This is a genomic window from Catellatospora tritici (assembly GCF_019083965.1).
GTDB lineage: Bacteria > Actinomycetota > Actinomycetes > Mycobacteriales > Micromonosporaceae > Catellatospora > Catellatospora tritici.
This window is the reverse complement of record NZ_JAHRCY010000001.1, coordinates 663095-686623: the sequence shown is the minus strand read 5'-3', so window position 1 is coordinate 686623 and position 23529 is coordinate 663095. Positions and strand designations below refer to the sequence as shown.

The window sequence follows — 23529 nt, the reverse complement described above, 5'->3', positions numbered from 1 at the left end:
TCGTCGGCGGGCCTGCGGGCATGATGGGAGCGTGCAGATCTCGGCGCGAGGCGACTACGCGGTCAGGGCGACCCTTGAGCTTGCCAACGCGTACCCCGCCACCATCTCGGCCCAGGCCCTCGCGGACGCCCAGGGCCTGCCCCGCAAGTTCCTGGAGGCGGTCCTCGCCGATCTGCGCCGCAGCGGCGTCATCCACGCCGTGCGCGGCGCCGACGGCGGCTACTGCCTGACCCTGCCACCCACCGAGATCACCATCGGCATGGTGCTGCGCGCCGTCGACGGCCCGCTCGCGGGCGTACGAGGGCACCGCCCGGAGCAGACCAGCTACACCGGGACCTCGCTGCACCTGCCGCTGGTCTGGGTCGCGGTCCGTGCCGCCGTACGCAGCGTGGTGGACGAGGTCACCCTCGCCCAGGCGGTCACCGGCCAGCTGCCCGAGGCCGTCCGAGATCTGACCACGGTCCCCGATGCCTGGCAGCCGCGCTGACCAGCTTCGGCGGCGTTAGGCTGCCCAGGATGAAACTGCGCGATCTCGTCTACTCGGTGTACGAACGCCGCCTGACGTCCCTGCTGGCGGGCAAGCCCCGGCCCCGCCATGTCGGCGTCATGTGCGACGGCAACCGTCGCTGGGCGCGCGACATGGGCTACGTCGACCCCAACGACGGCCACCGGGTCGGCGCCGCGCGGATCAAGGAACTGCTGCGCTGGTGTGACGAGGCCGACATCGCGCACGTCACGCTGTACCTGCTGGCCACCGACAATCTGCGCCGCCCCGCCGCCGAGCTGGATCCGCTGCTGCAGATCATCGTGGACCTGGTCACCGAGCTGGCCGAGGACGGCAACCCCTGGCAGCTGCGTATGGTCGGTGCGCTGGACCTGCTGCCCGCCGACACCGCGGCGGCGCTGAAGGCGGCCGAGAACCGCACCGGCGGCCGCCAGGGCGGCGCGTTCGTCAACATCGCGGTCGGCTACACCGGGCGCCGGGAGATCGCCGACGCGGTGCGCTCGCTGCTGCAGGAGCACGCCAAGGCGGGGGCCACCATCGAAGAGGTGGCCGAGCTGATCGACGTGGAGCACATCGCCGAGCACCTCTACACCCGGGGCCAACCCGACCCGGACCTGATCATCCGGACCAGCGGCGAGCAGCGGCTGTCCGGCTTCCTGCTGTGGCAGTCGGCGCACTCGGAGTTCTACTTCTGCGAACTCAACTGGCCGGACTTCCGGCACGTCGACTTCCTGCGCGCGCTGCGGGCGTACGCGGGCCGCCAGCGCCGCTTCGGTGCTTGATGAGTCAGGTCACTGTCACGGTCGGGTAACAGATAGTTGTTGTCCGATTCGTGTCACGTGCTGACCTGCATTCCTGTTGAGAATGTGACGAGTTTCACGAACGGCGTGACGAGCTTGTCAGCGCTCTGATTCCTTCGGCAAGGTCTGCGACCAGCGCATTTGCCTCCCCCGGCGGAAGCGCTGCCCCCGGCGCCCTCCCCCTCCTTTTGGGCGCGGAACCCCCGACGAAGGGACCGACTCGTGTCGACACCCCGTACCCCGTTCGCCAGCCATCGCCGTCGCGAGCCGTTCATGGTCCATTCGCGAAAGATCGCCATCGGTGCGCTCTGCGCCGCCCTGCTCGGCTTCGGCGGCTACCGACTGGCCGCCGACGACACCACCACGGTCGACCTGGCCTCCCGCGACGCGGCGGCGCAGCAGTACAGCCGCGACTTCGAGCGCGGCCTCGCGCCCACGCCGAGCCTGACCGCGAGCCCCACGCCCACCGTCACACCGTCGCCCCGGGTGCTGCAGAGCGCCCCGGCGGTGACCCGGTCCGGCCCGTCGAAGCCGACGCCCACCGTCAAGCGCAGCACCCCGAAGCCGACGCCCAAGGCGTCGACGCCGAAGCCGACCTCGGCGACGCCATCGTCGTGCAAGGCGTACACGGGCAACCAGCTCACCGCCTGCAAACTGCTGCCGAGCTTCGGCTTCGCGTACAGCCAGATGCCGCCGCTGGTGCAGCTGTGGAACCACGAGAGCGGGTGGAACGCGCGGGCCGAGAACAAGGGCTCCGGCGCGTACGGCATCCCGCAGGCGCTGCCCGGCAGCAAGATGGCCAAGTTCGGCGACGACTGGAAGACCAACGCCGCCACGCAGATCAAGTGGGGCCTGGACTACATCAAGAATCGTTACAAGACCCCGTCGGGTGCGTGGTCCCACTTCCAGAACAACAACTGGTACTGAGCCGAATACTGCCTGCCACCACCGGTACGGGACGCGAAAGTAGCTCGTATCGGTGGTGGTAAGTGGCTGATCAGCGCCAACATGCTGGCCAAACGGCCTTCCGGCGGTTAGCGTGAGTCATGGTCGATGTCCCGATACGCACCTACGTACTCGACACCTCCGTGCTGCTGGCCGACCCTGCCGCGATCCGTCGCTTCGCCGAGCACAACGTCGTGCTTCCACTCGTGGTCATCTCCGAACTCGAGGGCAAGCGGCATCATCCGGAACTCGGCTGGTTCGCCCGCCAGTCCCTGCGGTTGCTCGACGACCTGCGGGTACGCCACGGAAGGTTGGACGTGCCACTGCCGGTCAACGAGATCGGCGGGACGCTGCGAGTGGAGCTCAACCACTCCGACCCGCAGCTGCTGCCCAGCGGCTTCCGAAACGACAGCAACGACGCCCGGATCCTGTCCGTGGCGCTTGGGCTGGCGCAGGCGGGCGAGCTGGTAACGCTGGTCAGCAAGGACATGCCGCTGCGGGTCAAGGCCGCCGCGGTGGGACTGCAGGCCGACGAGTACCGCCACGACCAGGCCGTGGACCCGACGTGGTCGGGGCTGGCCGAGGTGGAACTCGCGGACGCGCAGATGACCGCCCTCTACGCCGGTGAGGGCATCGACCTGGACGAGGCCTCCGGGCTGCCCGTCCACACCGGACTGATCCTGCACGCCGGGCGCGGCTCGGCGCTGGGCCGGGTGCACACCGACAAGACCGTGAAGCTGGTCCGCGGCGACCGTGAGGCGTTCGGGCTGCGGGGCCGCTCGGCCGAGCAGCGCATCGCGCTGGACCTGCTGCTGGATGACAGCATCGGCATCGTGTCGCTGGGCGGCCGGGCCGGCACGGGCAAGTCGGCGCTGGCCCTGTGCGCGGGCCTGGAGCAGGTGATGGAGCGCGGCAAGCACAAGAAGGTGATCGTCTTCCGGCCGCTGTACGCCGTGGGCGGGCAGGAGCTGGGCTACCTGCCCGGCACCGAGGCCGAGAAGATGTCGCCGTGGGCGCAGGCCGTGTTCGACACCCTGGGCGCGCTGGTGCACGACAACGTACGCGACGAGGTGCTGCACCGGGGCATGCTCGAGGTGCTGCCGCTGACCCACATTCGCGGCCGCAGCCTGCACGACGCGTTCGTGATCGTCGACGAGGCGCAGTCGCTGGAGCGCGGCGTGCTGCTCACGGTGCTGTCGCGGATCGGCGCCGGGTCGCGGGTGGTGCTCACCCACGACGTGGCGCAGCGCGACAACCTGCGGGTCGGCAAACACGACGGCGTCACGGCGGTCATCGAGACGTTGAAGGGTCATCCGCTCTTCGCCCACGTCACGCTGACCCGTTCGGAGCGTTCTGCCATCGCCGAAGTGGTCACCGACCTCCTGGAGGAGTGAACTCGCCCGGATAAGTGGTGTTTTAGGGCGTGACCGGGGTCACAGTCGTCCAGGTGGGGGCGACAGATCCCGGTCCGCTGGGTAAGGCTGGGCTGGAATCCCCTCGATGCCCGGCCCCGTCCACCCCCGACATCCCTGGCACCGGACGCGGCACGCGGGCACCTCCGAAAGGACACCGGAGTGTCTCGGCCCCGCCGTGCCCGCCGTCGTCGTGCCACCCCGCGCGGCAGCATCATCCTGCGCGCCGTCGCCCTGCTGACCCTCCTCGGCGGTGTGGCCGGCGGCCTGTACGTGGACCGGTTCCACGACGAGCAGACCGGTGCGGCCAACGCCAACCGGCAGTACGCGGCCGACGCCGCCGAGCAGCGGATGCTCAAGGACCACATCGAGGACTGGCTCGCCGCCACCGCCGACGAGCGGGCGCTGCAGGCGCTCGCCGAGGCCCGTGCCCGCGCCGAGGCCGCGCTGGCGGCCGCCCGTGCCGCCGCGGCCGAGAACGAGGCCAGTCGCCGCGGCGCCGGGCGCACCCAGAACTTCGGCCCCATCCCGACGAGCTGCAACACCTACAGCGGCAACCGCGCCATCGGCTGCGCCGTCCTGCTGTCGGAGGGCTTCGGCCTGGACCAGATGCCCTGCCTGGACAAGCTGTGGACCCGCGAGTCGCACTGGAACATCAAGTCGGAGAACAAGAGCTCCGGCGCGTACGGCATCCCGCAGGCGGTGCCGGGCGACAAGATGGCGAAGTTCGGCGACGACTGGCAGACCAACCCGGTCACCCAGATCAAGTGGGGGCTGGACTACATCCAGCGGCGCTACCAGACCCCGTGCAAGGCCTGGCAGCACTCCGAGGACTCCGGCTGGTACTAGGCAGACGACAGCCCGTCCGTCCGGCAAGTCCGACCGAAACTACACCCGGTAACGCCTAATATCGGGTGAATTCGGACGGCGAGGAGTGGGCGATGCGGGCGTTTACGCTGGTCATAGGTGTGATGGTCGGACTGGCGGGGTTCGGGTCGGCCGCGCACGCGCGTCCCGACGAGCCGCCCCGGACCGAGATCGTCGGCGGGGCGCTCGCGGGCGGTTCCGAGTTCCCCTTCGTGGTACGGCTCAACAACGGCTGCGCCGGCACCCTGATCAGCTCCCGGTACGTGCTCACCGCCGCACACTGCGCGAGTCGCACCGGCGCCACCTCGTCGTACGTGGTCACCATGGGCTCGCCCGACCTCGGCTCCGCCAAGGCCCTCGAGGTGCGCAGCGAGCGGGTACGCCGGGCGCCGGGCTTCACCGACGTGACGCGGGGCGACGACTGGGCCCTGATCCGGCTCGCCCACACCGTCGACCTGCCCGTCGTCGCGCTGCCCACCGGCACCGGTCTGGACGGCGGCGCGTTGACCGTGATCGGCTGGGGTGCCCTGCGCGAGGGCGCGCTCACCCAGCAGCGCCACCTGCGCAAAGTGCAGGTCCCGTACGTAGGCGACGGCACCTGCGGCAACCTGTTCCGCAGTAAGGGCTACCCGTTCGTGGCCTCCGACATGATCTGCGCCGGGGACCTGCGCAACGGCGGCAGGGACGCCTGCCAGGGCGACTCGGGTGGGCCGCTGCTGCGCCGCGACGGCGCCCGCTGGGTGCAGGTCGGCATCGTGAGCTGGGGCGTAGGCTGCGGGCGGGCCGCGTACCCGGGGGTCTACACGCAGGTCTCGCGGTTCGCGGCCGATATCCGGGCGGCCATTGAGGAGCAGCCCGCGCGCGACTAGGTTCACCCCATGACGGAGCGCAGCACGGCCGATGTCGATCTGGCGATCATCGGAGCCGGCCCGACCGGCCTGTTCGCGGCGTACTACGCCGGGTTCCGCGGCCTGAGCACCCTGGTCGTCGACGCCCTGCCCGAGGCGGGCGGGCAGGTGACGGCGATGTACCCGGAGAAGATGATTTTCGACGTGGCCGGGTTCCCGCAGGTGCGCGGGCGTGAGCTGATCGCGAACCTGGTCGCGCAGGCGGGCACGTTCAATCCGGCGTACCGGCTGGGGGTGCAGGCCGCCACCCTCACCTACACCGAGGACCTGCCCGTGCTCGGCCTCGGCGACGGCACCAGCCTGAGCTGCGGCGCCGTGCTGATCACCGGCGGTCTCGGCTCGTTCACGCCGCGCCCGCTGCCCGCCGCCGCGGATTTCCCCGGCACCGGCGTGATCTTCTTCGTACCCGACCCCGCGGTGCTGGCGGGCAAGCACGTGGTGATCGTCGGCGGGGGCGACTCGGCGTTTGACTGGGCGCTGGCGCTGGCCGAGATCGCGGCGAGCGTCACGCTCGTGCATCGGCGCGACAAGTTCCGCGCGCACGCGGCGACGGTGGCCCGGGTCAGCGCACTACCGGTCCGCATCGCGGTGAACAGCCAGGTCACCCGGCTTATCGGCACCGACCGGATCGAGTCCGCCGAACTCAACGGCACCGAGATCATCCCGGCCGACGTCGTGGTGGCCGCCCTCGGCTTCACCGCCGACCTCGGCCCGCTCGCCGAGTGGGGCCTGAACCTGCAGAAGCGTCAGATTCTGGTCGACTCCACGATGGCCACGAACCTGCCCCGCGTCTTCGCCGCCGGCGACATCGTCGAGTACCCGGGCAAGGTTCGCCTGATCGCGACCGGCTTCGGCGAGGCCGCCACCGCCGTCAACAACGCCGCGATCGTCATCGACCCCAGCGCCCACCTCTTCCCTGGCCACTCCTCCGAGGACGTGGTCTGACGCGCGCCTTTGCTCTGCACCCACCGGCTTGCTCTGCACCCACGGGCGCGACGGGCAGGAGTGCTCACGCCGACCGACTTTGCTCTGCACCCGAAATCTTGCTCTGCACCCGCTGACGCATCACGCTTGTCGAGCGCTCGTCACGTGTGAGCGCTCGACAGTGAGCCCGAGCGATCATCGCGTCGATGGGTGCAGAGCAAAGCCATGGGTGCAGAGCAAAGCCATGGGTGCAGAGCAAAGCCATGGGTGCAGAGCAAAGCCATGGGTGCAGAGCAAAGCCATGGGTGCAGAGCAAAGCCATGGGTGCAGCGCAGCGGGCCGCAGAAGCAGATAGTTATACGAGCTGGAAGGCCCGGAGTTCGTCCAGGGTCGGCGGGTCGGCGCCGGGGCGGGTGCACGTGAGTGCCGCCGCGTCGCAGAGGTGGCGCAGCATGAGGCGCAGCGTTTCGGGGGCCAGTTCGCGGGAGAGCTGATCGCGCAGGCGGCCGGCGTCGTGCAGCCAGGCCAGCAGGGCGCCCATCGCGGTGTCGCCCGCGCCGATGGTGTCGACCATCGAGATCGCGGGCGCGGCGACGGTGACCTCGGTCTCGGTGGTCATCGCGGTGGCGCCCGCGTCGCCGTGGGTGAGCACGACCAGCTTCGGGCCGCAGGTCAGCCAGCGGTGCGCGGTCTCGTTCGGCGGCACGTGCGGGTACGCGTGGGCCAGGTCGCCCTCGCTGGCCCGTACCAGGTGGGACAGCTCGACCAGGCGCTCCAGCCGCACCAGCGAGTCGGGCCGGGCCAGGGCGACGCTGCGTACGTTCGGGTCGAAAGTGATGGTGCAGCGCTCGCGGTGGCGCAGCGCCCAGCGCTCGAGCGCGTCCGCGCCGGGCGGCAGGAACGCCGCGAGCGAGCCGATGTGGATCGTGCTGCCGTCCGGCAGGTCTGGCAGCTCGCGGTCGCGCCAGCCGAAGTCGGCGGCACCGGCGAGCCAGAAGTCGTACAGCGCTTCGCCGTCCGCACCGACCGAGGCCAGGGCCAGCGCCGACGGCTGCGTGGTGTTGATCAGGTAGCGGGTGTCGACGCCCGCTGAGGTGAGCCGGGTGCGGAACGCGGCGCCGAACGAGTCGCGACCCAGGCGCGCGGCCATCGCGACCGGGGCGCCGAGCCGCGCCGCCGCGATGGCGGTGTTGGCGGGGCCGCCACCGAGCGCGGCGCGCAGCAGTCCGTCCCCAGCGGGGACGAGATCCACGACATGTTCTCCGGCGACGACGATCACCCGGACAGTGTGTCGTGCCGGTGCCGGGCGGGCAATGCGGCGGCCGTCACTGGAGTCCGAGGTATTCGCCCATTACCCGCAGCTGGAGGTCGTACAGCTCGCGGCGGCTGTCGTCGATCAGATTCGTGAGGCGCCCGAACAGCTCGAAGTTGACCGCGCCGAACATCTGCACCCAGGCGGTCAGGGCGCGGGCGAGCAGGTGCCGGGACACCCCGGGCACCTGTTCGGCGAACCGGTCCAGCTCCGCCGCCAGCCCCGGCGGCACCTCGGGGGTGCCGGGGTCGGCTGGTATCGCGCCGGCGGCCACGCCCTGCACGAGCAGGCCGAGCATCTGGGTGGTGACCCGGGAGGCGGGGCCGACGGTGTCGCGGGGGGCGTGGTAGCCCGGCACCGGCGAGCCGTAGATCAGGGCGTAGTCGGCGGGGTGGGCCAGCGCCCAGTCGCGTACGGCGTGGCCGATGGCCAGCCAGCGCTCCATGAGGCTGCTCTCCGGCCCGCACGCGGCGACCGCCTGCTCGGCCGCCTCGCCGAGTTCGTTGTAGCAGTCGATGATCAGCGCGGTGAGCAGGTCGTCGCGGCTGGGGAAGTAGCGGTAGACGGCCGAGGAGACCATGCCCAGCTCGCGGGCGATGGCGCGCAGGGACAGATCCGCGCCGTCGGTGGCCAGCTGGCGGCGGGCGATCGCCTTGATCTCGCTGGTCAGCTCGTCGCGTACGCGGGCCCGGAGGTTCTTTGCCGTCATGCCGACAGAGCATAGCAACGTTCCGAGAGCACTGCTCTTGACACGGACTTCGCGCGGTGTGTCTAATGGTCTCAACAGAGAGCGGTGCTCTCGTTTGAATGCAGAGATCTGGAGACAGCCATGCACGTCATCGTCGGCGCCGGTCCCGTCGGTTCGTCCACCGCCCGCCTGCTGGCAGCGCGAGGCGAGCGGGTTCGGATGATCACCCGTCGCGGCACCGGCCCGGCCGCACCCGGCATCGAGCTCGTCGCCGCGGACGCCACCGACGCTGACCGCCTTACCGAGCTCACCGCGGGCGCGTCCGCCCTCTACAACTGCGCGAACCCGCTGTACCACCGCTGGCTGACCGACTGGCCGCCGCTGGCCGACTCGCTGCTGCGGGCCGCCGAGCGCAGTGGCGCAGTCCTGGTCATCGCCGGGAACCTGTACGGCTACGGCCCGGTCACCGCCCCCATCGACGAGTACACCCCGCTCGCGGCCACTCACCCCAAGCTGCGGATCCGCGCGCAGATGTGGGAGGACGCGCTGGCGCTGCACCGGGCCGGTCGCATCCGGGTCACCGAGGTCCGGGCCAGCGACTACCTGGGCTTCCAGGCCAACAGCGGCCTCGGCGACTACGTGCTGGCCCGCACCACCAAGGGCAGCGGCGCCATGATGTGGGGTGACCCGGACGCCCCGCACAGCTGGACCGCCATCCCCGACGTGGCCCGCACGCTGGTCGCCGTCTCGGGCGACGAGCGGGCCTGGGGCAGTGCCTGGCTCGTGCCGACCCCACCCGCGATCTCGGCCCGCCAGGCGGCCGTCCGGGCGAACGAGCTGATCGGCGCCCCGGCGGCGAAGGTCTCCCGCATGCCGTACCCGATGCTGTGGTCGGCAGGGCTCTTCTCTCCGATGATCAAGGAGATGCGCACGACGTACTACCAGTTCGCCAAGCCGTTCACCATGGACTCGTCGCTGACCGAGCGCACCTTCGGGCTGGCGCCCACGCCGATGGACGAGACGCTCGCCGACACCGCCGCCCGCTACTGCGACGCCTGACCGGGGCTCAGTGCGAGACCGCGGCCGCGAGCTCGGCCAGGTCGACATCGCGGCCGACCAGCAGGATCGCGGTGTCGCCGGAGGTGCGGACCAGGGCGAACTCGTCGTCCGGCGCGCGGTAGCGCTGCCAGGTCACCCCGCCGACCGAAGTCTGCTCGCCGAGCTGGGCCTTCTCGCCCAGCTCGGCCTTGACCAGCTCCGCCGCCGAGGTGCGCGACTGCACCAGCCGGGCGCCGTGGTTGTCCCGGTCCAGGTAGCCGATGCGCAGCTTGCCGTCGGACCACTTCGCCGTGACCGTCTGCCAGCCATCGGGCGCGACCGCGCCGGGCAGCGGGGCCATGCTGGCCCGTCCCGCGCTCTCGATCGCCGGGGTCGGGTCGACGGTCACCGCGTCGTTCCAGCCGTAGAACAGGCGGTAGCCCAGCACCAGCAGCAGCACCGGCACGAGCAGCACGCCCAGGGACATCACCATGTCCTTGGGGGTACGGCCGCCGGAGGCGGGGACCTGGGCGGGCTCGGTCTCGACGGGTGCTGTGCTCACCCCACCATCTTCGCCGATGTCACAGGTCACACCGCCACGAGGGCACCGACGTAACAACCCGAACGTACGTTCAGGGTTCGGCATGACAGGATGCGAACAGGCGCTTCAACGGTGAGGAGCAGCATGATGGCTACCCGTAATCCCCAGGATCTCGATCGCAACCTGGCCCTTGATCTCGTACGCGTGACGGAGGCCGCCGCCATGGCCGCCGGCCGCTGGGTCGGCCGCGGCGACAAGGAGGGCGGCGACGGGGCCGCCGTGGACGCCATGCGGAAACTGATCAACTCGTTGCCCATGCGCGGCGTCGTGGTGATCGGCGAGGGTGAGAAGGACAACGCCCCGATGCTGTTCAACGGTGAGCAGGTCGGCGACGGCACCGGCCCGGAGGTCGACGTCGCGGTCGACCCGATCGACGGCACCACCCTGATGAGCAAGGGCATGCCCAACGCGCTGGCCGTGCTCGCCGTCGCCGAGCGCGGCGCGATGTTCGACCCCAGCGCCGTCTTCTACATGGAGAAGCTGGTCGTCGGACCGGAAGCGGCCGATGTCATCGACATCACCGCGGGCTGGACCGAGAACCTGGTCCGGATCGCCAAGGCCAAGCGGGTCCGCGTCTCCGACCTGACCGTGTGCATCCTCGACCGGCCCCGCCACGCCGACCTGATCCGCGAGGTACGCGAGACCGGCGCCCGGATCAACTTCATCTCCGACGGCGACATCGCCGGAGCCATCTCCGCCGCCCGCGAGCAGTCCGATGTCGACGTGCTGATGGGCATCGGCGGCACGCCTGAGGGCATCACCGCCGCCTGTGCGCTCAAGTGCATCGGCGGGGCGATGCAGGGGCGGCTGTGGCCCCGCGACGAGGCCGAGCGGGAGAAGGCACTGGCGGCCGGGCATGACCTGAGCCGGGTGCTCACCACCGACGACCTGGTGACCGGCGAGAACGTGTTCTTCGTGGCCACCGGGGTCACCTCGGGCGACCTGCTGCGGGGCGTGCGCTACCGCGACAACGGGGCGTACACCCAGTCGATCGTGATGCGGTCGAAGTCGGGCACCATTCGTGTGATCGACTCGTACCACCGGCTGGAGAAGCTCGCGAGCTACTCGGCGGTGGACTTCAACTGAGAGCGGGCACCCCCTCACCGTGAACACCGGCACCACCCGCGCCGCCGGAGTCGGCCTGGCCGTCCTCGGCGGCGCGTTCCTCGCCCTGCAGTCACGCCTCAACGGTGAACTGGGCCGACGGCTCGACGACGGCATCGCCGCCGCGTCGATCTCATTCGGCGTCGGGCTGATCGTGCTCCTGCTCGCCCTGCCCCTCATGCGCACCGGCGTACGCCGCCTGGTCGCCGCCGTACGCGGGGGAGGTCTGCGCTGGTGGCAGTGCGTCGGCGGGGCGTGCGGCGCGTTCCTGGTCACCACCCAGGGCCTGACCGTGCCGTTGCTGGGGGTGTCGGTGTTCATCGTGGCGCTGGTCGCCGGACAGTCCGCGTCCAGCCTGGCCGTGGACCGGGCCGGGATCGGGCCCGGCGGCGTACGGCCCGTCACCCGCAACCGGCTCATCGGTTCCGTGCTGTGCGTGGGCGCGGTCTTCGTCGCCGTCTCCACCCACCTCGGCGACCCGCGCGCGATCGGCCTGTCCGCGCTGCCGTTGCTGGCCGGTGTCGGGGTGGCCTGGCAGCAGGGTGTCAACGGCCGGGTGGCGCGGGCGGCGGGCTCGCCGTGGCCCGCCACCCTGCTCAACTTCGCCGTCGGCACCTGCGCGCTGCTGCTCGCCCTGTCCATCGAGTACGCGCTGCGTGGCGCCCCGCCCGGCCACCTGCCCACGCAGTTCTGGCTCTACCTGGGCGGGCCGCTCGGCATCGCGTTCATCGCGATCTCGGCGGCGGTGGTGCACCGCATCGGCGTACTGCTGCTCGGGCTGGGCATGATCGCGGGCCAGATCCTGGGCGCCCTGACCATCGACACGATCGCCCCCGGCACGGCTGGTCGCCCCGACCTGCTCACCATCACCGGCGCCCTGCTCACCCTGATCGCGGTCCGCATCGCCGCCCGCGGCTGACCCCGCCCGGCTTCCTCCCGACGCCCACCTTCGAGAGTGGGGATCCGGGCGGATCGGACCTCGCCCAGCGCCGTCGCTCACGGCGCCGCCGCAGGTCAAGATCGCGCGACTTGTCGGGCAATCGGGGTCCCATTCCCACGTGGTGGACCTTGATCATTTGAGTTGCCGGGCAATCGGGCGAATCTTGAGGGCACTTGAGCCCGATTGCCTGGCAACTTGAGCGATCTTGGCGCGGGGTGGGACGGGCGGGGGCGGCGCGCGGGGCGGGGGTGGCGCGGGCGGGGAGTGGTGCGGGCCGGGTCAGGAGTTGGAGGTGGCGGCGTCGAGTTTCGCCTTGGCGGTGTCGAGCCAGGTCTGGCAGATCTTGGCGAGTTGTTCGCCGCGCTCCCACAGGGCCAGCGACTCCTCCAGCGTGCCGCCGCCGGACTCCAGCTTCTGCACCACCTCGGCCAGCTCGGCCCGCGCCTGCTCGTACGACAGCTGCTCGGTCATGCCTTCCCCTTCTTCGGTCCGTTCACGGTAGCGGCGAGCTCACCCTCGGCCAGCCGCACTCTCAGCGCGTCACCCGCGCCCACCTCGGCCGCCGCGCGCACCACATGCCCGTCGGCACGCTGCACGATGGCGTACCCGCGCGCCAGTGTCGCGGCGGGCGACAGCGCCCGCAGCCGGGCCAGCGTGTGATGCAGGTCGTTCTCGGCGCGGTGCAGCCGGTTGCCCAGCGACCGCCCCGCCCGGTCGCGCAGCGCGGTGACCTCGGTCAGCCGCTGCTCGACCATCTGGTACGGCTTGGCCAGCGACGGCCTGCTGCGGATGCTGTCGAGCCGCTGCTGTTCGCGCTCGACGCGGTTGCGCACCGCCCGCTCCAGCCGCCCCCGCGCCTGCCCGATCAGCCGGATCTCGTCAGCGAGGTCGGGCACCACCCGCTTGGCCGCGTCTGTCGGTGTCGACGCGCGTACGTCGGCGACCCAGTCGACCAGTGGAGTGTCCGGTTCATGCCCGATCGCGGAGATCACCGGCGTACGGCACGCGAACACCGCACGACACAGCGCCTCGTCGCTGAACGGCAGCAGGTCCTCCACCGAACCGCCGCCCCGGGCCATGATGATCACGTCGACGGACTCGTCGGCGTCCAGCAGCTGCAACGCCCCGATGATCGACGGCACCGCGGTCGGCCCCTGCACCGTGACGGGCACCACTTTGAAGTCCACCGACGGCCAGCGGCGACGTGTGTTGGTCAGCACGTCGCGCTCGGCCGCGCTGGCCCGCGCCGTGATCAGCCCGATCCGGTTCGGCAGGAACGGCAGTTTGCGCTTGCGGCGCGGGTCGAACAGGCCCTCGGCCTGGAGCAGCTTCTTCAGCTGTTCGAGGCGGGCCAGCAGCTCGCCCAGGCCGACCTGGCGGATCTCGTCGGCGCGCAGGCTCAGGGTGCCGCGCTGGGCGAACCACTCCGGCTTGGCGTGCACCACGATCCGGGCGCCCTCGGTGAGCTGAGGCGCCCCGGCGTCCAGTACGTCGCGGCTGGCGGTGACGGTCAGGCTCAGGTCGGCCGACGGGTCGCGCAGGGTGAGGAACACCGTGCTCGACCCCGGACGGCGGGAGAGCTGGGCCACCTGGCCGTCGACCCATACCCAGCCGAGGCGGCCGATCCACGCGTTGATCTTCTGGCTGATCACCCGAACGGGCCAAGGCTGCTCGGGGGTGCTCTGCTCAGTCACCGGCTCACCATAGGCCGACGGTACGATGGTCGGGTGTTCGAGACTCCTCGCAAGCGTGTCCTGCTGGCCAAGCCCCGTGGTTACTGCGCGGGCGTCGACCGGGCGGTGCAGACCGTCGAGGAGGCGCTGAAGCTGTACGGCGCCCCGATCTATGTCCGCAAGGAGATCGTGCACAACAAGCATGTCGTCTCCACGCTCCAGGCCAAGGGTGCGATCTTCGTCGAGGAGAACTTCGAGGTCCCCGAGGGCGCGACCGTGATCTTCTCGGCGCACGGCGTGGCGCCCGAGGTGCACGACCAGGCCCGCGAGCGCAACCTCAAGGCGATCGACGCGACCTGCCCGCTGGTCACCAAGGTGCACCACGAGGCCCGCCGCTTCGCGGCCGAGGACTACGACATCCTGCTGATCGGGCACGAGGGGCACGAGGAGGTCATCGGCACCTCTGGCGAGGCCCCGCGGCACATCCAGCTGGTCGACGGCCCCGACGGCGTCGACAAGGTCACCGTGCGCGACCCGGAGAAGGTGGTCTGGCTCTCGCAGACCACGCTCAGCGTGGACGAGACCATGGAGACGGTCGCCCGGCTCAAGGAGAAGCTGCCGCTGCTGCAGTCGCCGCCCAGCGACGACATTTGCTACGCCACCCAGAACCGCCAGCAGGTGATGAAGCAGATCGCTCCCGACTGTGACGTCGTCCTGGTCGTCGGCTCGCGCAACTCGTCGAACTCGGTCCGCATGGTCGAGGTCGCGGTGCAGGCGGGCGCCCGCCAGGGCCACCTGATCGACTTCGCGCACGAGATCGACCCGGCCTGGCTGGAGGGCGCGACCACGGTCGGCCTCTCCTCCGGCGCGAGCGTGCCCGAGGAACTGGTCATCGAGGTGCTGGCGCGGCTGGCCGAGCTCGGCTTCGCCGACGTCGAGGAGGTCCTCACGGTGCAGGAGCGCCTCACCTTCTCTCTGCCCCAGGAACTCAAGCGCGACATGAAAGCCGCCACCGCCTGACTTGACCTCTGATCAGAGGAGTTCGGGGGCTTGGGGTTGGCGGGGGGTGAGCTCGACGGGGCGCTGCTCGGGCAGTTCGTCGCCGCCGACGCCGAGTTCGTTGAGGCGGCGGGCGGTGACCAGGACGCGCTGTTCGAGGGAGCCGATGGCGGCGTTGTAGGCGGTCACCGAGCCGGACAGGGAAGTCCCGAGCTTGGTCAGGTGACCGCTGACCGTGCCGAGGCGGGCGTACAGCTGTTTGGCCAGCTCGTGGACCTGGAGGGCGTTGCGGGACAGGGCCTCCTGGCGCCAGGTGTAGGCGACCGTACGCAGCAGCGCGACCAGGGTCGACGGGGTCGCCAGGACGACGTTGCGAGTGAACGCGTGCTCCAGCAGGGACGGGTCCCGCTGCAGCGCCGCGTCCAGGAACGGGTCGGCGGGCACGAACAGCACCACGAACTCCGGCGTCGCCTCGAACGCCTGCCAGTACGCGCGGCCGCTGAGGATGTCGACGTGCGAGCGCAGGGCGCGGGCGTGCGCGTCGAGGTGGGTGTCGCGCAGCCGCTCGTCGCGGGCCTCGAACGCGGTCAGGTACGAGTCGAGCGGCACCTTCGCGTCGACCACGACGCTGCGGCCGCCGTGCAGCCGTACCACCAGGTCGGGCCGGACCACCGAAAGGTCGGCGCTGACGTCGCGCACCGCCGTGACCTGCTCGTCGAAGTCGCAGTGGCGCAGCATGCCCGCGGCCTCGACGATGCGGCGCAGCTGGTGCTCGCCCCAGCGCCCGCGTACATGCGAGGTGCGCAGCGCCGCGACCAGCTGCCCGGTCTCGCTGCGTAGCGCGGCCGAGATCTCGGCCGAGGCCCGGACCTGCTCGCGCAGCTGGGCGTACGCGTCGACCCGGTCGTGTTCCATCTCGTTGACCCGCTGCTCGTAACGCCGCAGCGTGTCGTGCAGCGGCGCCACCGCTCGGGAGACCGCCTCCTGCGACTGGGCGGTCGCCTCGAACGACAGCGCGCGCATCGCCTGCTCCAGCCGCGCCTCACCCGCCTGCGCGGCGTCCAGGGTGGCCTGCAGCCGTGCCACGTCGGCGGCGGAGCGCGAGCGGGCGGCGAGCCAACCGAGCCCACCGCCCGCCCCGAGACAGACGACAACGATCAGGAACGTGTCCACGCGTCTAATATGGCAGCCGCGAGGCGGCTGCGGCGGGATCGCCCTCAAGGCGACGTCTTCCTTCGTCGCTACGGCCTTCGGCCGTCACGCTCCTCAGTCCAGACGCCGCCGCGATCCCGCGTGCTCAACCCGTTACAAAGTCCGCCAGGTGCTGGGACTGGGCCAGGCGGCTGGGCTCGTGGACGTACATCATGTGGCCGGCCTCGTAGTACTTGAACTCGATGTTGCCGCGCAGCTCGGCCGGGATCTCCAGGTGGGCGAAGGTGTGCTCGGAGGCGTAGTACGGCGTGGCGCCGTCGTGGTAGCCGCAGGCCACCTGCACCCGCAGGTGCGGGTTGGCGCGCATCGCCGCGGCCAGCTTGTCCGCCACGTTGATGTGCTGCCCCTCGAACTCCTTGAACGACCACGGGTGCACGTCGGAGGAGAGCGCCCGGTACGGCAGGTCGTTGGCGTAGTCGAGCTCGCCGCGCAGGTACTGGTTGATCGCTGCGCTGTACGGGCCCATGATCGCGTCCATCGACGGGTCGGCCGACCAGCGTTCGCGCCCGTAGTCGGCGTCCCAGCCCAGGAACCGCCCGTCCAGCCGCCCGACCGTGCGCCGCCGCGAGCGCAGCAGCTCGGTGAAGAAACGGACGTGCTCCGGCCGCAGGTCCACGCGGTCGACATAGTCCTCGCTCAGACCGGTCAGCCGGGCCAGCTGCCCGATCGCGGCGGTCCGCTCGGCGTCGGACAGCCGGGCGCCGCGCGCCAGCGCCCACGGGTACGCCCGGTCGGCGAACGCCTCCGCCTCGTCCAGCACCTCGCGCAGCGGCCGGTCGCCGTGCAGGCCGTGGTAGTGCGCGATGGCCGCGTAGGTGGGCAGGAACAGCGGGTAGGCCACGTCCAGGTGCGGGTGGAACTCCAGCGTGCCGATGTTGAGGACACTGGAGACGAGCATCAGGCCGTTGAGCCACATGCCGAACCGGTCCTGCAGGTGCTCGGCCAGGGCGGCGGCACGCAGCGTGCCGTACGACTCTCCGCACAGGTACTTCGGTGACGACCATCGGCCGTTGCGTGAGGTCCACAGCCGGATCAGCTCCGCCACGCTCTCCACGTCACCGGTGAAGCCGTGGTATTCCTTGCTCTTGCCGCCCTTGATCGCGCGCGAGTAGCCAGTCGACACCGGGTCGATGAAGACCAGGTCGGAGTGGTGCAGCAGCGTCTCGTGGTTGTCGGTCAGCCCGTACGGCGGCGGGGTCAGCGCACCCGCGTCGCCCATCACCACCCGGCGCGGACCGAGCAGGCCGACGTGCAGCCACACGCTCGACGAGCCCGGCCCGCCGTTGAAGGCGAAGGTCACCGGCCGGGTGGCCGGGTCGGCGCCGTCGAGCGTGTACGCCACGACGAACATCTCCGCCTTCGCCTTGTGCCCGTCGAACGCGTCGTCGGTGTGCGACTCGCTCCGCAGCACGACCCGGCCCGCGGTCGCGGTGTAGCGCAGCCCGCCCCGCTCATGGTGGGTGACCTTGAGATCGTCGGCGGGCTCGGCTTCGGCGGGTTTGCCGCCGTTGTTCTTCTCGTCTGCCATGGCGACAGACCCTACTTCGCGTCAGCGGTGCACGGCGATGCCGTTCGGCGTCTCCAGCCGATATCCGAAGCCGTGCACGGTGGTCAGCGCCCCGCCGTGCTCGCCGAGCTTCGCCCGCACCCGCCGCACGTGCACGTCGACGGTGCGCTCGCCGCTGAACTCGTGCCCCCACACGGCGCGCATCAGCTGCAGCCGGGTGAACGCGGCGCCCGGGTGGCGGGCCAGGAAGTGCAGCAGGTCGAACTCGCGCCGGGTGAACCGGATCGCGCGTCCGCGCACCAGGATGCTGCGGCTGACCAGGTCGATGACGACCGGCGCGGACGGCGAGACCAGCTCGCCGTCGTGGATCGCCAGGGCGGGCAGTTCCGGCAGGTCGCGCAGTGGTTCGACGTCGGCGAGGGCGTGCACCAGCCGGGTGGCGGCGTGGGCGGCGTCGGGGCCGGTCAGCTGCAGGGTGAGCGTGACCGTGAGCGGCTGGGTGGCGTCGTCGCCGAGGGCCGCGACGGGCAGGGTGATCGTGGTCGACACCGGCGAGGCGGCGGGGGTGGGCTCGGTCAGCAGGGTCGTCGTCATCTCAGATCTCCTGGTCGTTGCTGGTCCGCGGGTGGGTTTGTGGGCGAACGGTCGGTGACATCGGAATGTTCGCGGCACGGAACCCTCCACGAGCGACTCGGCAATACCAGGACACGATATCTCCGCAACTCCTATCGGTCTAGTAGGAAATCGGGCGGGAGTGGTACCCGTCTCGTCTTTTCATAAACGCTGGCCTATCTAGTGGACGAATTTTTCCGATTCGTCCACTAGATAGGCCAGCGTCGATGCTAAATGGGCGGGTGGGGCGGAAGGGCTGGGGTGTCAGGGGCGGTGGGTGGCTTCGTGGGTGAGCAGGGCGCGTTTGACGTCCAGGCCCCAGCGGAAGCCGCCCAGCGCGCCGTCGGTACGCAGCACCCGGTGGCACGGCACGAACAACCCGATCTGGTTGCGGGCACACCCCTGCGCCGCCGCGCGCACCGCCGCCGGGCGCCCGGTCAGCTCCGCCAGCCGCGTGTACGTCACCGGCTCGCGCACCTCCCGCAGCACCTTCCAACACTGCTGCAGATAGTCCGTGCCGCCGTACCAGGCGACCGGGACGGAGTCGAGTGCGTCCAGGTCCCCGTCGAAGTACGCGCGCGCCGCGTCCACGGCCGCCTGCGGCACCGGACCGTCCGGGGTGCCCTTGAGCAGGGGCTGAGGGGTGTCGGCGAACGCGGCGGCGGTGACCGAGGTGCCGTCGCCGGACATCGAGAACGGACCGAAGGGTGTCTTGATCGTGATCATGCTTGGCTCCAGAGTCGCAGTTGGGCGTATGAGCGCCAGGGGCGCCAACGCTCGGCGTGCCGCAGCAGGGCGGCGGGATCGTCGGGCAGCCCGAGCGCCTTGGCGCCCCGACGCGTGCCCAGGTCGGTGGGGAGCAGCACGTCCGGGTCGCCCAGGGCGCGCAGCGCGATGTAGTCGGCGGTCCACTCGCCGATGCCGGGCAGGGCCAGCAGCGCCGCGCGGGTCGCGGCCCGGTCGCTGCCGCCGTCGAGCGGCAGCCCGTCGCGGACCGCCCCGGCTAGCCGCCGCAGGGTCTCGCGCCGCGCCACCGGCATCGCGAACGCCTCGTCCGGCAGCGCCAGCAGCCGGTCCGGGTCGGGGAAGACACCGTCGCGGCACAGCCTGCCCAGCACGGTACGGGCACCGGCGACGCTGATCTGCTGGCCGACCACGGCCCGCACCGCCACCTCGAACCCGTCCACGCTGCGCGGCAGCCGTACCCCCGGAAAAGCCGTGACCAGCGGCGCGAGTGCGGGATCGGCGGACAGTACGGTGTCGACGGCGATCGGATCGGCGTCCAGGTCGAGCAGGCGACGGCAGCGCGACACCGCCGGGGTCAGGTCGCGCACGTCGGCGAGGCTCAACTCGGCGTGTACACAGCCGTCACCGGGCCGCAGCGTCACCGTGGCGATGCCGTGCGGCAGCGTGAGCGTGCGGGTGTAGCCGCCGCCGTCGTACGACTCGACGCCGCTGACGGCCCGCGCCCCCAGATACGCGAACAGCGAGTCGGCGTGCAGGGGCGGCCGGTAGCTCAACCGCAGCGACATGGTGCCGTCGGCGCGGGGCGTGCCGCGGCGCAGTTCGGACGGCGCGCAGCCGTACACCTCGCGGATGGTGTCGTTGAACTGGCGGATGCTGCCGAACCCGGCCGCGAACGCGATCTCCGACAGGCTCAGCGCCGTGTTCGTGATCAGTGTCTTGGCCGTCTGCGCCCGCTGCGTGCGGGCCAGCGCCAGCGGCCCGGCGCCCAGCTCGTCGGTGAGCAGCCGGTTCAGGTGCCGCTCGGTGTAACCGAGCCGCTGCGCCAGCGCGGGCACCCCGCCCCGGTCCACCACTCCGTCGCCGATAAGCCGCACCGCCCGCGCGGTCACGTCGGCCCGGCTGTCCCACTGCGGCGACCCCGGCACCGCGTCCGGCGCGCACCTGCGACAAGCCCGGAACCCGCTGCGGGCGGCGGCCGCCGCGCTCACGAAATACCGCACGTTCTCCGGCTTCGGCGTACGCGCCGGGCATGACGGCCGACAGTAGATCCCGGTCGAGGTGACCCCGATCCAGAACCTCCCGTCGAACCTCCCGTCCCGACTACTGACCGCCCGATACCACCCGTCGTTGCTGTCCACGCCCCCAGTCTCCGCCCGCCCCCACCCGCCCGCTAGCGGAAATCGGACCCGACCTCCACCACGTTGATCATGAACTTGTGGCACGGGTCGACGGCGTGTCGACGGCACAGGTTCCTGATCGATTCCGGGCGGAAAGGTGGCGAGGGTAATTCTCATCGGCAAGATCGAAAGGTGGTGCGGGCGGCCCGATAGACTCGCTGCTCGTGAGTCTCTCCATCGGCATCGTCGGCCTGCCCAACGTCGGCAAGAGCACCCTGTTCAACGCGCTGACCCGCAACGACGTGCTCGCGGCGAACTACCCGTTCGCCACCATCGAGCCCAACGTCGGCGTTGTCGGACTGCCCGACCCGCGCCTGGACAAGCTGGCCGAGATGTTCGGCTCGCAGAAGATCCTGCCCGCGCCGGTGAGCTTCACCGACATCGCGGGCCTGGTCAAGGGCGCCTCCAAGGGCCAGGGCCGGGGCAACGCGTTCCTCGCGAACATCCGCGACTGCGACGCGATCTGCCAGGTGGTGCGGGCCTTCAGCGACCCCAACGTCGTACACGTCGACGGCAAGGTCTCGCCGAAGGACGACATCGACACGATCAACACCGAGCTGATGCTCGCCGACCTGCAGACCATCGAGAAGGCGCTGCCTCGGCTGGAGAAGGAGGCCAAGGTCCGCAAGGAGCGCGCGGCCATCTTCGCCAACGCCAAGGCCGCCCGCGACCTGCTCGATACCGGCACCACCCTGTTCGCCGGGGCCGCCAAGGACGGCATCGACCTGGCCGAGCTGCGCGAACTGCACCTGATGACCGCCAAGCCCTTCCTGTACGTCTTCAACGTCGACGAGGCGGAGCTGGGCAACGAGGCGTTCCTCAACGAGCTGCGCGCCCTGGTTGCCCCGGCCGAGGCCGTCTTCATGGACGCGAAGATCGAGTCCGAGCTGATCGACCTGTCGCCGGAGGACGCGGCGGAGATGCTGGAGTCGATCGGGCAGTCCGAGCCGGGGCTCAACCAGCTCATCCGGGTCGGGTTCGGGACGCTGGGGCTGCAGACGTACCTCACCGCGGGGCCGAAGGAGACGCGCGCCTGGACCATCCCGGTCGGGGCGACGGCGCCGGAGGCGGCGGGGGTCATCCACACCGACTTCCAGCGCGGATTCATCAAGGCCGAGATCGTCGCGTTCGACGACCTGATGGCGGCCGGGTCGATGGCGGCCGCGAAGGCGGCGGGCAAGGTGCGCATCGAAGGCAAGGAGTACGTCATGGCCGACGGCGACGTGGTGGAATTCCGCTTCAACGTCTGAAAACTGCCCGTTTCAGCAGCTCACGGATTGTGCCCCACGTCCTGGGGCACATCCGGGGCACATGACCACGCGTCATCGATCGCCTTCCTGGTCCGAGCCTCCGAGTCCGGCATGAGGTGGCCGTACGTCGACAGCACCAGGTTGGCGTTCTCGTGCCCGAGCCGTTCGGCGACCGCGATGACCGACTCGCCCTGCGCCAGCAGCACCGAGGCGTAGTGGTGCCGCAGGTCGTGTGACGTGACCGTCTTCGGGAGACCGGCTCGGCGGACGGCGGCCCGGAAGATGACCGTGCCGTAGTAGTTGTGGCTGTAGGGCGCGCCGAAGCGGGTCGTGAACAGCGTGCCGTCCTCTGCTGCCGGGTACTTCGCGAGATGCTTGGTCAGAGCGTCGGCGACGACCTGCGGCAGCGGCACGGTTCGGCGGCTGCGCCTGGTCTTCGGGTCCGAACGGACCTTCGAGGCTGGCGCGATCTGGAACTCAACTCGGACTGTCTGTCGGTCGAAATCGACGTCGACCCGGCGCAGGCCCAGCAGTTCGCCGATGCGGAGGCCGAGCCCTGCCTGCGTGACGACCATCGCGCGGTTCCGATCAGGCATTGCCGAAACAAGGAGCATCACTTCGCCCACGGTCAGCGGCACGATCCGTTCCCGATGCGCCGCAGGTAGCGACACCCGGACAACGGGCGAGCGGCCTACAAGGCGGTCAAGGACCGCTGCGGCGTAGATGGACCGCAGCAGCCCGACCAGGTTCCGGAGAGTCGTGGGGGAGAGGACCTTTGCCCGGCCCGCTGCCTACGCTTGCACCTCGGACGGCAGGACGGCGCTAAGGCGCCGGTTGCCGAGAGGCGTCCCTGCGATGTGCTTCTCGATCTGCCCGGCTACACGGCGGGCCGTCGTCGGTCGGTGAACCCGGCCAGCAGCCCACACGCGTGCGTACTCGACCACCGTCGTGCGGTCGGTTGGATCGACGTACTGGCCCCGCAGCAGGTCAGCCTCGATTTCCTTGAGGTAGCGGTCTGCATCGACCTTCCGGTCGAACGCCTTCTTCCGCTGGCGGCCCGCGTTGTCACGCCAGCGGGCGAGGTAGGTCGTCTTGCCGTTCCGGACGCGCTTGTCGACGCTCCCCACGTCAGCCCACCTGCTTGGCGAGCCACGCACGGACCTCGGCCGGGTCGTACCGCAGGTGGCGACCGACCTTGTACGACTTCGGGCCGGTCTTGCGGTACCGCCACTGGTACAGCGTCCCGACCGGAAGCCGCAGGTAAGACGCAGTCTCCTGGATTGACCAGAGCGCTGCGGTGGTCATGACTCCTCCACGAGGTCGAGCAGCTTGCCGGTGACGACGTAGACCCGGCCGCCGAGACGACGGGAGGGCAGCTCGACGGACGCGGTGGCCCGGTAGGCGGCGGATCGGGAGATGCCCAGCAGCTTCGCCGCTGCAGGGACCTCCAGGAGCAGGGGCATGGACTCACGGTCGAGACGGTTCACGGCTTTCTCCAGGTCAGGCGGCGAGCGTCAGGTGGGCGGGATCAGTCGGTGATGCGGTGTTGCGGGCGTGTTCGAGTTCGGTGTGCCAGCGGCGGCGTTCGGAGATGGCGCGCATGAGCCGCACGGCCAGGCTGTCGACGTCGGGGTCTTCCGGCTTGGCCAGCTCGAAGGTGTAGCGGCGGGTGTCGTCGGGCTGGGGCGTCTCGTCGTCGGCCAGGGCGCCGGCCAGGACGGTGCGGACCCAGGCGCGGTTGTCGGCGCGGTGGTCGGCCAGGGTCTTGCCCGACCACTGCCGCGACACCAGGACCCGGCGTCCGGTGAACCCGAGCGTGGTCGGCTGGTGAACCTTGCCCGAGCAGCGGCCCGGAGTCAGTCAAGGGCCGCTGACGCGGCCCGGCGCACCGCGTTCCCCCCGCGCTCTGCCTGCGGCCCGCGCGGGGGACGCGGGCGCCAGCCGACGTGTAGCCCTTGAACCCCAAGAGCCATGTCGGACCACCGCCGTGGACCAGACCGTTCCTCCCGCGACGCTGCCACGCCCGAACACCACAGCATCCACAGACCTCAGGGCTCCGCCCCGAACCCCGGCCACCGCTTCAGAGAT

27 protein-coding genes are annotated in these 23529 nt (G+C 70.7%); 12 read left to right on the top strand and 15 right to left on the bottom strand.

The features are described 5' to 3' along the window. Positions 1-31: 31 nt before the first annotated feature. The 7 genes from KUA19_RS03025 to KUA19_RS02995 all read left to right on the top strand — a co-directional run bounded on the left by KUA19_RS03025 (position 32) and on the right by KUA19_RS02995 (position 6382). Positions 32-487 (top strand): RrF2 family transcriptional regulator, encoded by a 456-nt coding sequence (locus KUA19_RS03025; protein ID WP_217394483.1) that lies wholly within the window; start codon positions 32-34, stop codon positions 485-487. A gap of 29 nt (positions 488-516) precedes the next feature. Continuing rightward, entirely contained in the window at positions 517-1287 is a 771-nt protein-coding gene (locus tag KUA19_RS03020; protein WP_217394482.1) for an isoprenyl transferase, read from the top strand. A gap of 240 nt (positions 1288-1527) precedes the next feature. Continuing rightward, the gene (locus KUA19_RS03015) at positions 1528-2232 is read left to right on the top strand and encodes an aggregation-promoting factor C-terminal-like domain-containing protein (RefSeq protein ID WP_217394481.1); all 705 of its coding nucleotides are present in this window, start codon (positions 1528-1530) and stop codon (positions 2230-2232) included. Between the two features lie 119 nt (positions 2233-2351). Next, complete coding sequence (gene phoH2 / locus KUA19_RS03010; protein WP_217394480.1) at positions 2352-3644, top strand: RNA 5'-3' helicase PhoH2; 1293 nt, start codon at positions 2352-2354, stop codon at positions 3642-3644. Positions 3645-3824: 180 nt separating this feature from the next. Continuing rightward, entirely contained in the window at positions 3825-4511 is a 687-nt protein-coding gene (locus KUA19_RS03005) for an aggregation-promoting factor C-terminal-like domain-containing protein (protein WP_308167294.1), read from the top strand. A 92-nt stretch (positions 4512-4603) separates the two neighbouring features. Beyond that, a complete protein-coding gene (locus KUA19_RS03000; RefSeq protein ID WP_217394479.1) occupies positions 4604-5398 on the top strand; it encodes a S1 family peptidase in 795 nt (264 codons plus the stop codon). Positions 5399-5407: 9 nt separating this feature from the next. Beyond that, positions 5408-6382 carry an NAD(P)/FAD-dependent oxidoreductase gene (locus KUA19_RS02995; protein ID WP_217394478.1) on the top strand — a complete coding sequence of 325 codons (975 nt, stop codon included), beginning with the start codon at positions 5408-5410 and terminating at the stop codon, positions 6380-6382. A 334-nt stretch (positions 6383-6716) separates the two neighbouring features. On the opposite strand, the gene KUA19_RS02990 is transcribed toward KUA19_RS02995, so the two are convergent. Together KUA19_RS02990 and KUA19_RS02985 are read right to left on the bottom strand one after the other, a co-directional pair. Next, complete coding sequence (locus KUA19_RS02990) at positions 6717-7640, bottom strand: carbohydrate kinase family protein (protein WP_217394477.1); 924 nt, start codon at positions 7638-7640, stop codon at positions 6717-6719. 46 nt (positions 7641-7686) lie between these two features. Beyond that, positions 7687-8382: a TetR/AcrR family transcriptional regulator gene (locus tag KUA19_RS02985; protein WP_217394476.1), complete on the bottom strand. Its 696-nt coding sequence runs from the start codon at positions 8380-8382 to the stop codon at positions 7687-7689. A gap of 120 nt (positions 8383-8502) precedes the next feature. Between KUA19_RS02985 and KUA19_RS02980 the strand changes: the two genes are divergently transcribed. Next, positions 8503-9420 (top strand): NAD-dependent epimerase/dehydratase family protein, encoded by a 918-nt coding sequence (locus KUA19_RS02980; protein ID WP_217394475.1) that lies wholly within the window; start codon positions 8503-8505, stop codon positions 9418-9420. A 7-nt stretch (positions 9421-9427) separates the two neighbouring features. On the opposite strand, the gene KUA19_RS02975 is transcribed toward KUA19_RS02980, so the two are convergent. Next, the gene (locus KUA19_RS02975; RefSeq protein ID WP_217394474.1) at positions 9428-9961 is read right to left on the bottom strand and encodes a DUF4245 family protein; all 534 of its coding nucleotides are present in this window, start codon (positions 9959-9961) and stop codon (positions 9428-9430) included. Positions 9962-10087: 126 nt separating this feature from the next. Here KUA19_RS02975 and glpX point away from each other — a divergent pair, with 126 nt between their 5' ends. Together glpX and KUA19_RS02965 are read left to right on the top strand one after the other, a co-directional pair. Further along, the gene (gene glpX, locus KUA19_RS02970; protein ID WP_217394473.1) at positions 10088-11086 is read left to right on the top strand and encodes a class II fructose-bisphosphatase; all 999 of its coding nucleotides are present in this window, start codon (positions 10088-10090) and stop codon (positions 11084-11086) included. 19 nt (positions 11087-11105) lie between these two features. Continuing rightward, on the top strand, positions 11106-12023 hold the full coding sequence (locus KUA19_RS02965) for a DMT family transporter (RefSeq protein WP_217394472.1): 918 nt from the start codon (positions 11106-11108) through the stop codon (positions 12021-12023). 300 nt (positions 12024-12323) lie between these two features. Here the strand turns inward: KUA19_RS02965 and KUA19_RS02960 are convergent, their stop codons facing one another. Continuing rightward, entirely contained in the window at positions 12324-12515 is a 192-nt protein-coding gene (locus KUA19_RS02960) for an exodeoxyribonuclease VII small subunit (RefSeq protein ID WP_217394471.1), read from the bottom strand. Next, on the bottom strand, positions 12512-13738 hold the full coding sequence (xseA, locus tag KUA19_RS02955; RefSeq protein ID WP_217394470.1) for an exodeoxyribonuclease VII large subunit: 1227 nt from the start codon (positions 13736-13738) through the stop codon (positions 12512-12514). The genes KUA19_RS02960 and xseA overlap by 4 nt, the downstream gene beginning before the upstream one ends. Before the next feature lie 9 nt (positions 13739-13747). On the opposite strand from xseA, the gene KUA19_RS02950 reads away from it, so the two are divergent. After that, entirely contained in the window at positions 13748-14737 is a 990-nt protein-coding gene (locus KUA19_RS02950) for a 4-hydroxy-3-methylbut-2-enyl diphosphate reductase (RefSeq protein WP_372451759.1), read from the top strand. A 12-nt stretch (positions 14738-14749) separates the two neighbouring features. Here the strand turns inward: KUA19_RS02950 and KUA19_RS02945 are convergent, their stop codons facing one another. The 5 genes from KUA19_RS02945 to KUA19_RS02925 form a co-directional block, all read right to left on the bottom strand. Beyond that, positions 14750-15889, bottom strand: coding sequence for a DNA recombination protein RmuC (locus KUA19_RS02945; protein ID WP_308167293.1), 1140 nt, complete (start codon positions 15887-15889; stop codon positions 14750-14752). Between the two features lie 124 nt (positions 15890-16013). Next, complete coding sequence (locus KUA19_RS02940) at positions 16014-17456, bottom strand: S10 family peptidase (protein ID WP_217394468.1); 1443 nt, start codon at positions 17454-17456, stop codon at positions 16014-16016. Between the two features lie 21 nt (positions 17457-17477). Then, entirely contained in the window at positions 17478-18029 is a 552-nt protein-coding gene (locus KUA19_RS43760) for a winged helix-turn-helix domain-containing protein (protein WP_217394467.1), read from the bottom strand. 282 nt (positions 18030-18311) lie between these two features. Further along, entirely contained in the window at positions 18312-18773 is a 462-nt protein-coding gene (locus tag KUA19_RS02930) for a methylated-DNA--[protein]-cysteine S-methyltransferase (protein ID WP_217394466.1), read from the bottom strand. Then, positions 18770-20152: an AlkA N-terminal domain-containing protein gene (locus KUA19_RS02925; RefSeq protein ID WP_217394465.1), complete on the bottom strand. Its 1383-nt coding sequence runs from the start codon at positions 20150-20152 to the stop codon at positions 18770-18772. Before KUA19_RS02925 ends, KUA19_RS02930 begins: the two co-directional genes overlap by 4 nt. Positions 20153-20355: 203 nt before the next feature. Here KUA19_RS02925 and ychF point away from each other — a divergent pair, with 203 nt between their 5' ends. Further along, positions 20356-21441, top strand: coding sequence for a redox-regulated ATPase YchF (gene ychF, locus KUA19_RS02920; RefSeq protein ID WP_217394464.1), 1086 nt, complete (start codon positions 20356-20358; stop codon positions 21439-21441). A gap of 20 nt (positions 21442-21461) precedes the next feature. Here the strand turns inward: ychF and KUA19_RS02915 are convergent, their stop codons facing one another. From KUA19_RS02915 to KUA19_RS02895, 5 genes are all read right to left on the bottom strand, one after another. Beyond that, a complete protein-coding gene (locus tag KUA19_RS02915) occupies positions 21462-22055 on the bottom strand; it encodes a tyrosine-type recombinase/integrase (protein ID WP_372451758.1) in 594 nt (197 codons plus the stop codon). Positions 22056-22232: 177 nt separating this feature from the next. After that, positions 22233-22568 (bottom strand): hypothetical protein, encoded by a 336-nt coding sequence (locus KUA19_RS02910; RefSeq protein ID WP_217394462.1) that lies wholly within the window; start codon positions 22566-22568, stop codon positions 22233-22235. 1 nt (position 22569) lies between these two features. Next, positions 22570-22746 (bottom strand): helix-turn-helix transcriptional regulator, encoded by a 177-nt coding sequence (locus tag KUA19_RS02905; RefSeq protein ID WP_217394461.1) that lies wholly within the window; start codon positions 22744-22746, stop codon positions 22570-22572. Beyond that, positions 22743-22904, bottom strand: coding sequence for a helix-turn-helix domain-containing protein (locus KUA19_RS02900; protein WP_217394460.1), 162 nt, complete (start codon positions 22902-22904; stop codon positions 22743-22745). Before KUA19_RS02900 ends, KUA19_RS02905 begins: the two co-directional genes overlap by 4 nt. Positions 22905-22941: 37 nt before the next feature. Continuing rightward, positions 22942-23301, bottom strand: a complete 360-nt coding sequence (locus KUA19_RS02895; RefSeq protein ID WP_308167316.1) for a replication initiator — start codon at positions 23299-23301, stop codon at positions 22942-22944. Between the last annotated feature and the right edge of the window lie 228 nt (positions 23302-23529).

Coding starts and splice junctions, on each gene's coding strand:
- KUA19_RS02960 (WP_217394471.1), bottom strand. CDS start 12,515: ATGACCGAGCAGCTGTCGTACGAGCAGGCGCGGGCCGAGCTGGCCGAG.
- KUA19_RS02930 (WP_217394466.1), bottom strand. CDS start 18,773: ATGATCACGATCAAGACACCCTTCGGTCCGTTCTCGATGTCCGGCGAC.
- KUA19_RS02900 (WP_217394460.1), bottom strand. CDS start 22,904: ATGCCCCTGCTCCTGGAGGTCCCTGCAGCGGCGAAGCTGCTGGGCATC.
- KUA19_RS02915 (WP_372451758.1), bottom strand. CDS start 22,055: ATGCTCCTTGTTTCGGCAATGCCTGATCGGAACCGCGCGATGGTCGTC.
- KUA19_RS02940 (WP_217394468.1), bottom strand. CDS start 17,456: ATGGCAGACGAGAAGAACAACGGCGGCAAACCCGCCGAAGCCGAGCCC.
- KUA19_RS02995 (WP_217394478.1), top strand. CDS start 5,408: ATGACGGAGCGCAGCACGGCCGATGTCGATCTGGCGATCATCGGAGCC.
- glpX (WP_217394473.1), top strand. CDS start 10,088: ATGGCTACCCGTAATCCCCAGGATCTCGATCGCAACCTGGCCCTTGAT.
- KUA19_RS43760 (WP_217394467.1), bottom strand. CDS start 18,029: ATGACGACGACCCTGCTGACCGAGCCCACCCCCGCCGCCTCGCCGGTG.
- KUA19_RS03000 (WP_217394479.1), top strand. CDS start 4,604: ATGCGGGCGTTTACGCTGGTCATAGGTGTGATGGTCGGACTGGCGGGG.
- phoH2 (WP_217394480.1), top strand. CDS start 2,352: ATGGTCGATGTCCCGATACGCACCTACGTACTCGACACCTCCGTGCTG.
- KUA19_RS02985 (WP_217394476.1), bottom strand. CDS start 8,382: ATGACGGCAAAGAACCTCCGGGCCCGCGTACGCGACGAGCTGACCAGC.
- KUA19_RS02905 (WP_217394461.1), bottom strand. CDS start 22,746: ATGACCACCGCAGCGCTCTGGTCAATCCAGGAGACTGCGTCTTACCTG.
- KUA19_RS03020 (WP_217394482.1), top strand. CDS start 517: ATGAAACTGCGCGATCTCGTCTACTCGGTGTACGAACGCCGCCTGACG.
- KUA19_RS02980 (WP_217394475.1), top strand. CDS start 8,503: ATGCACGTCATCGTCGGCGCCGGTCCCGTCGGTTCGTCCACCGCCCGC.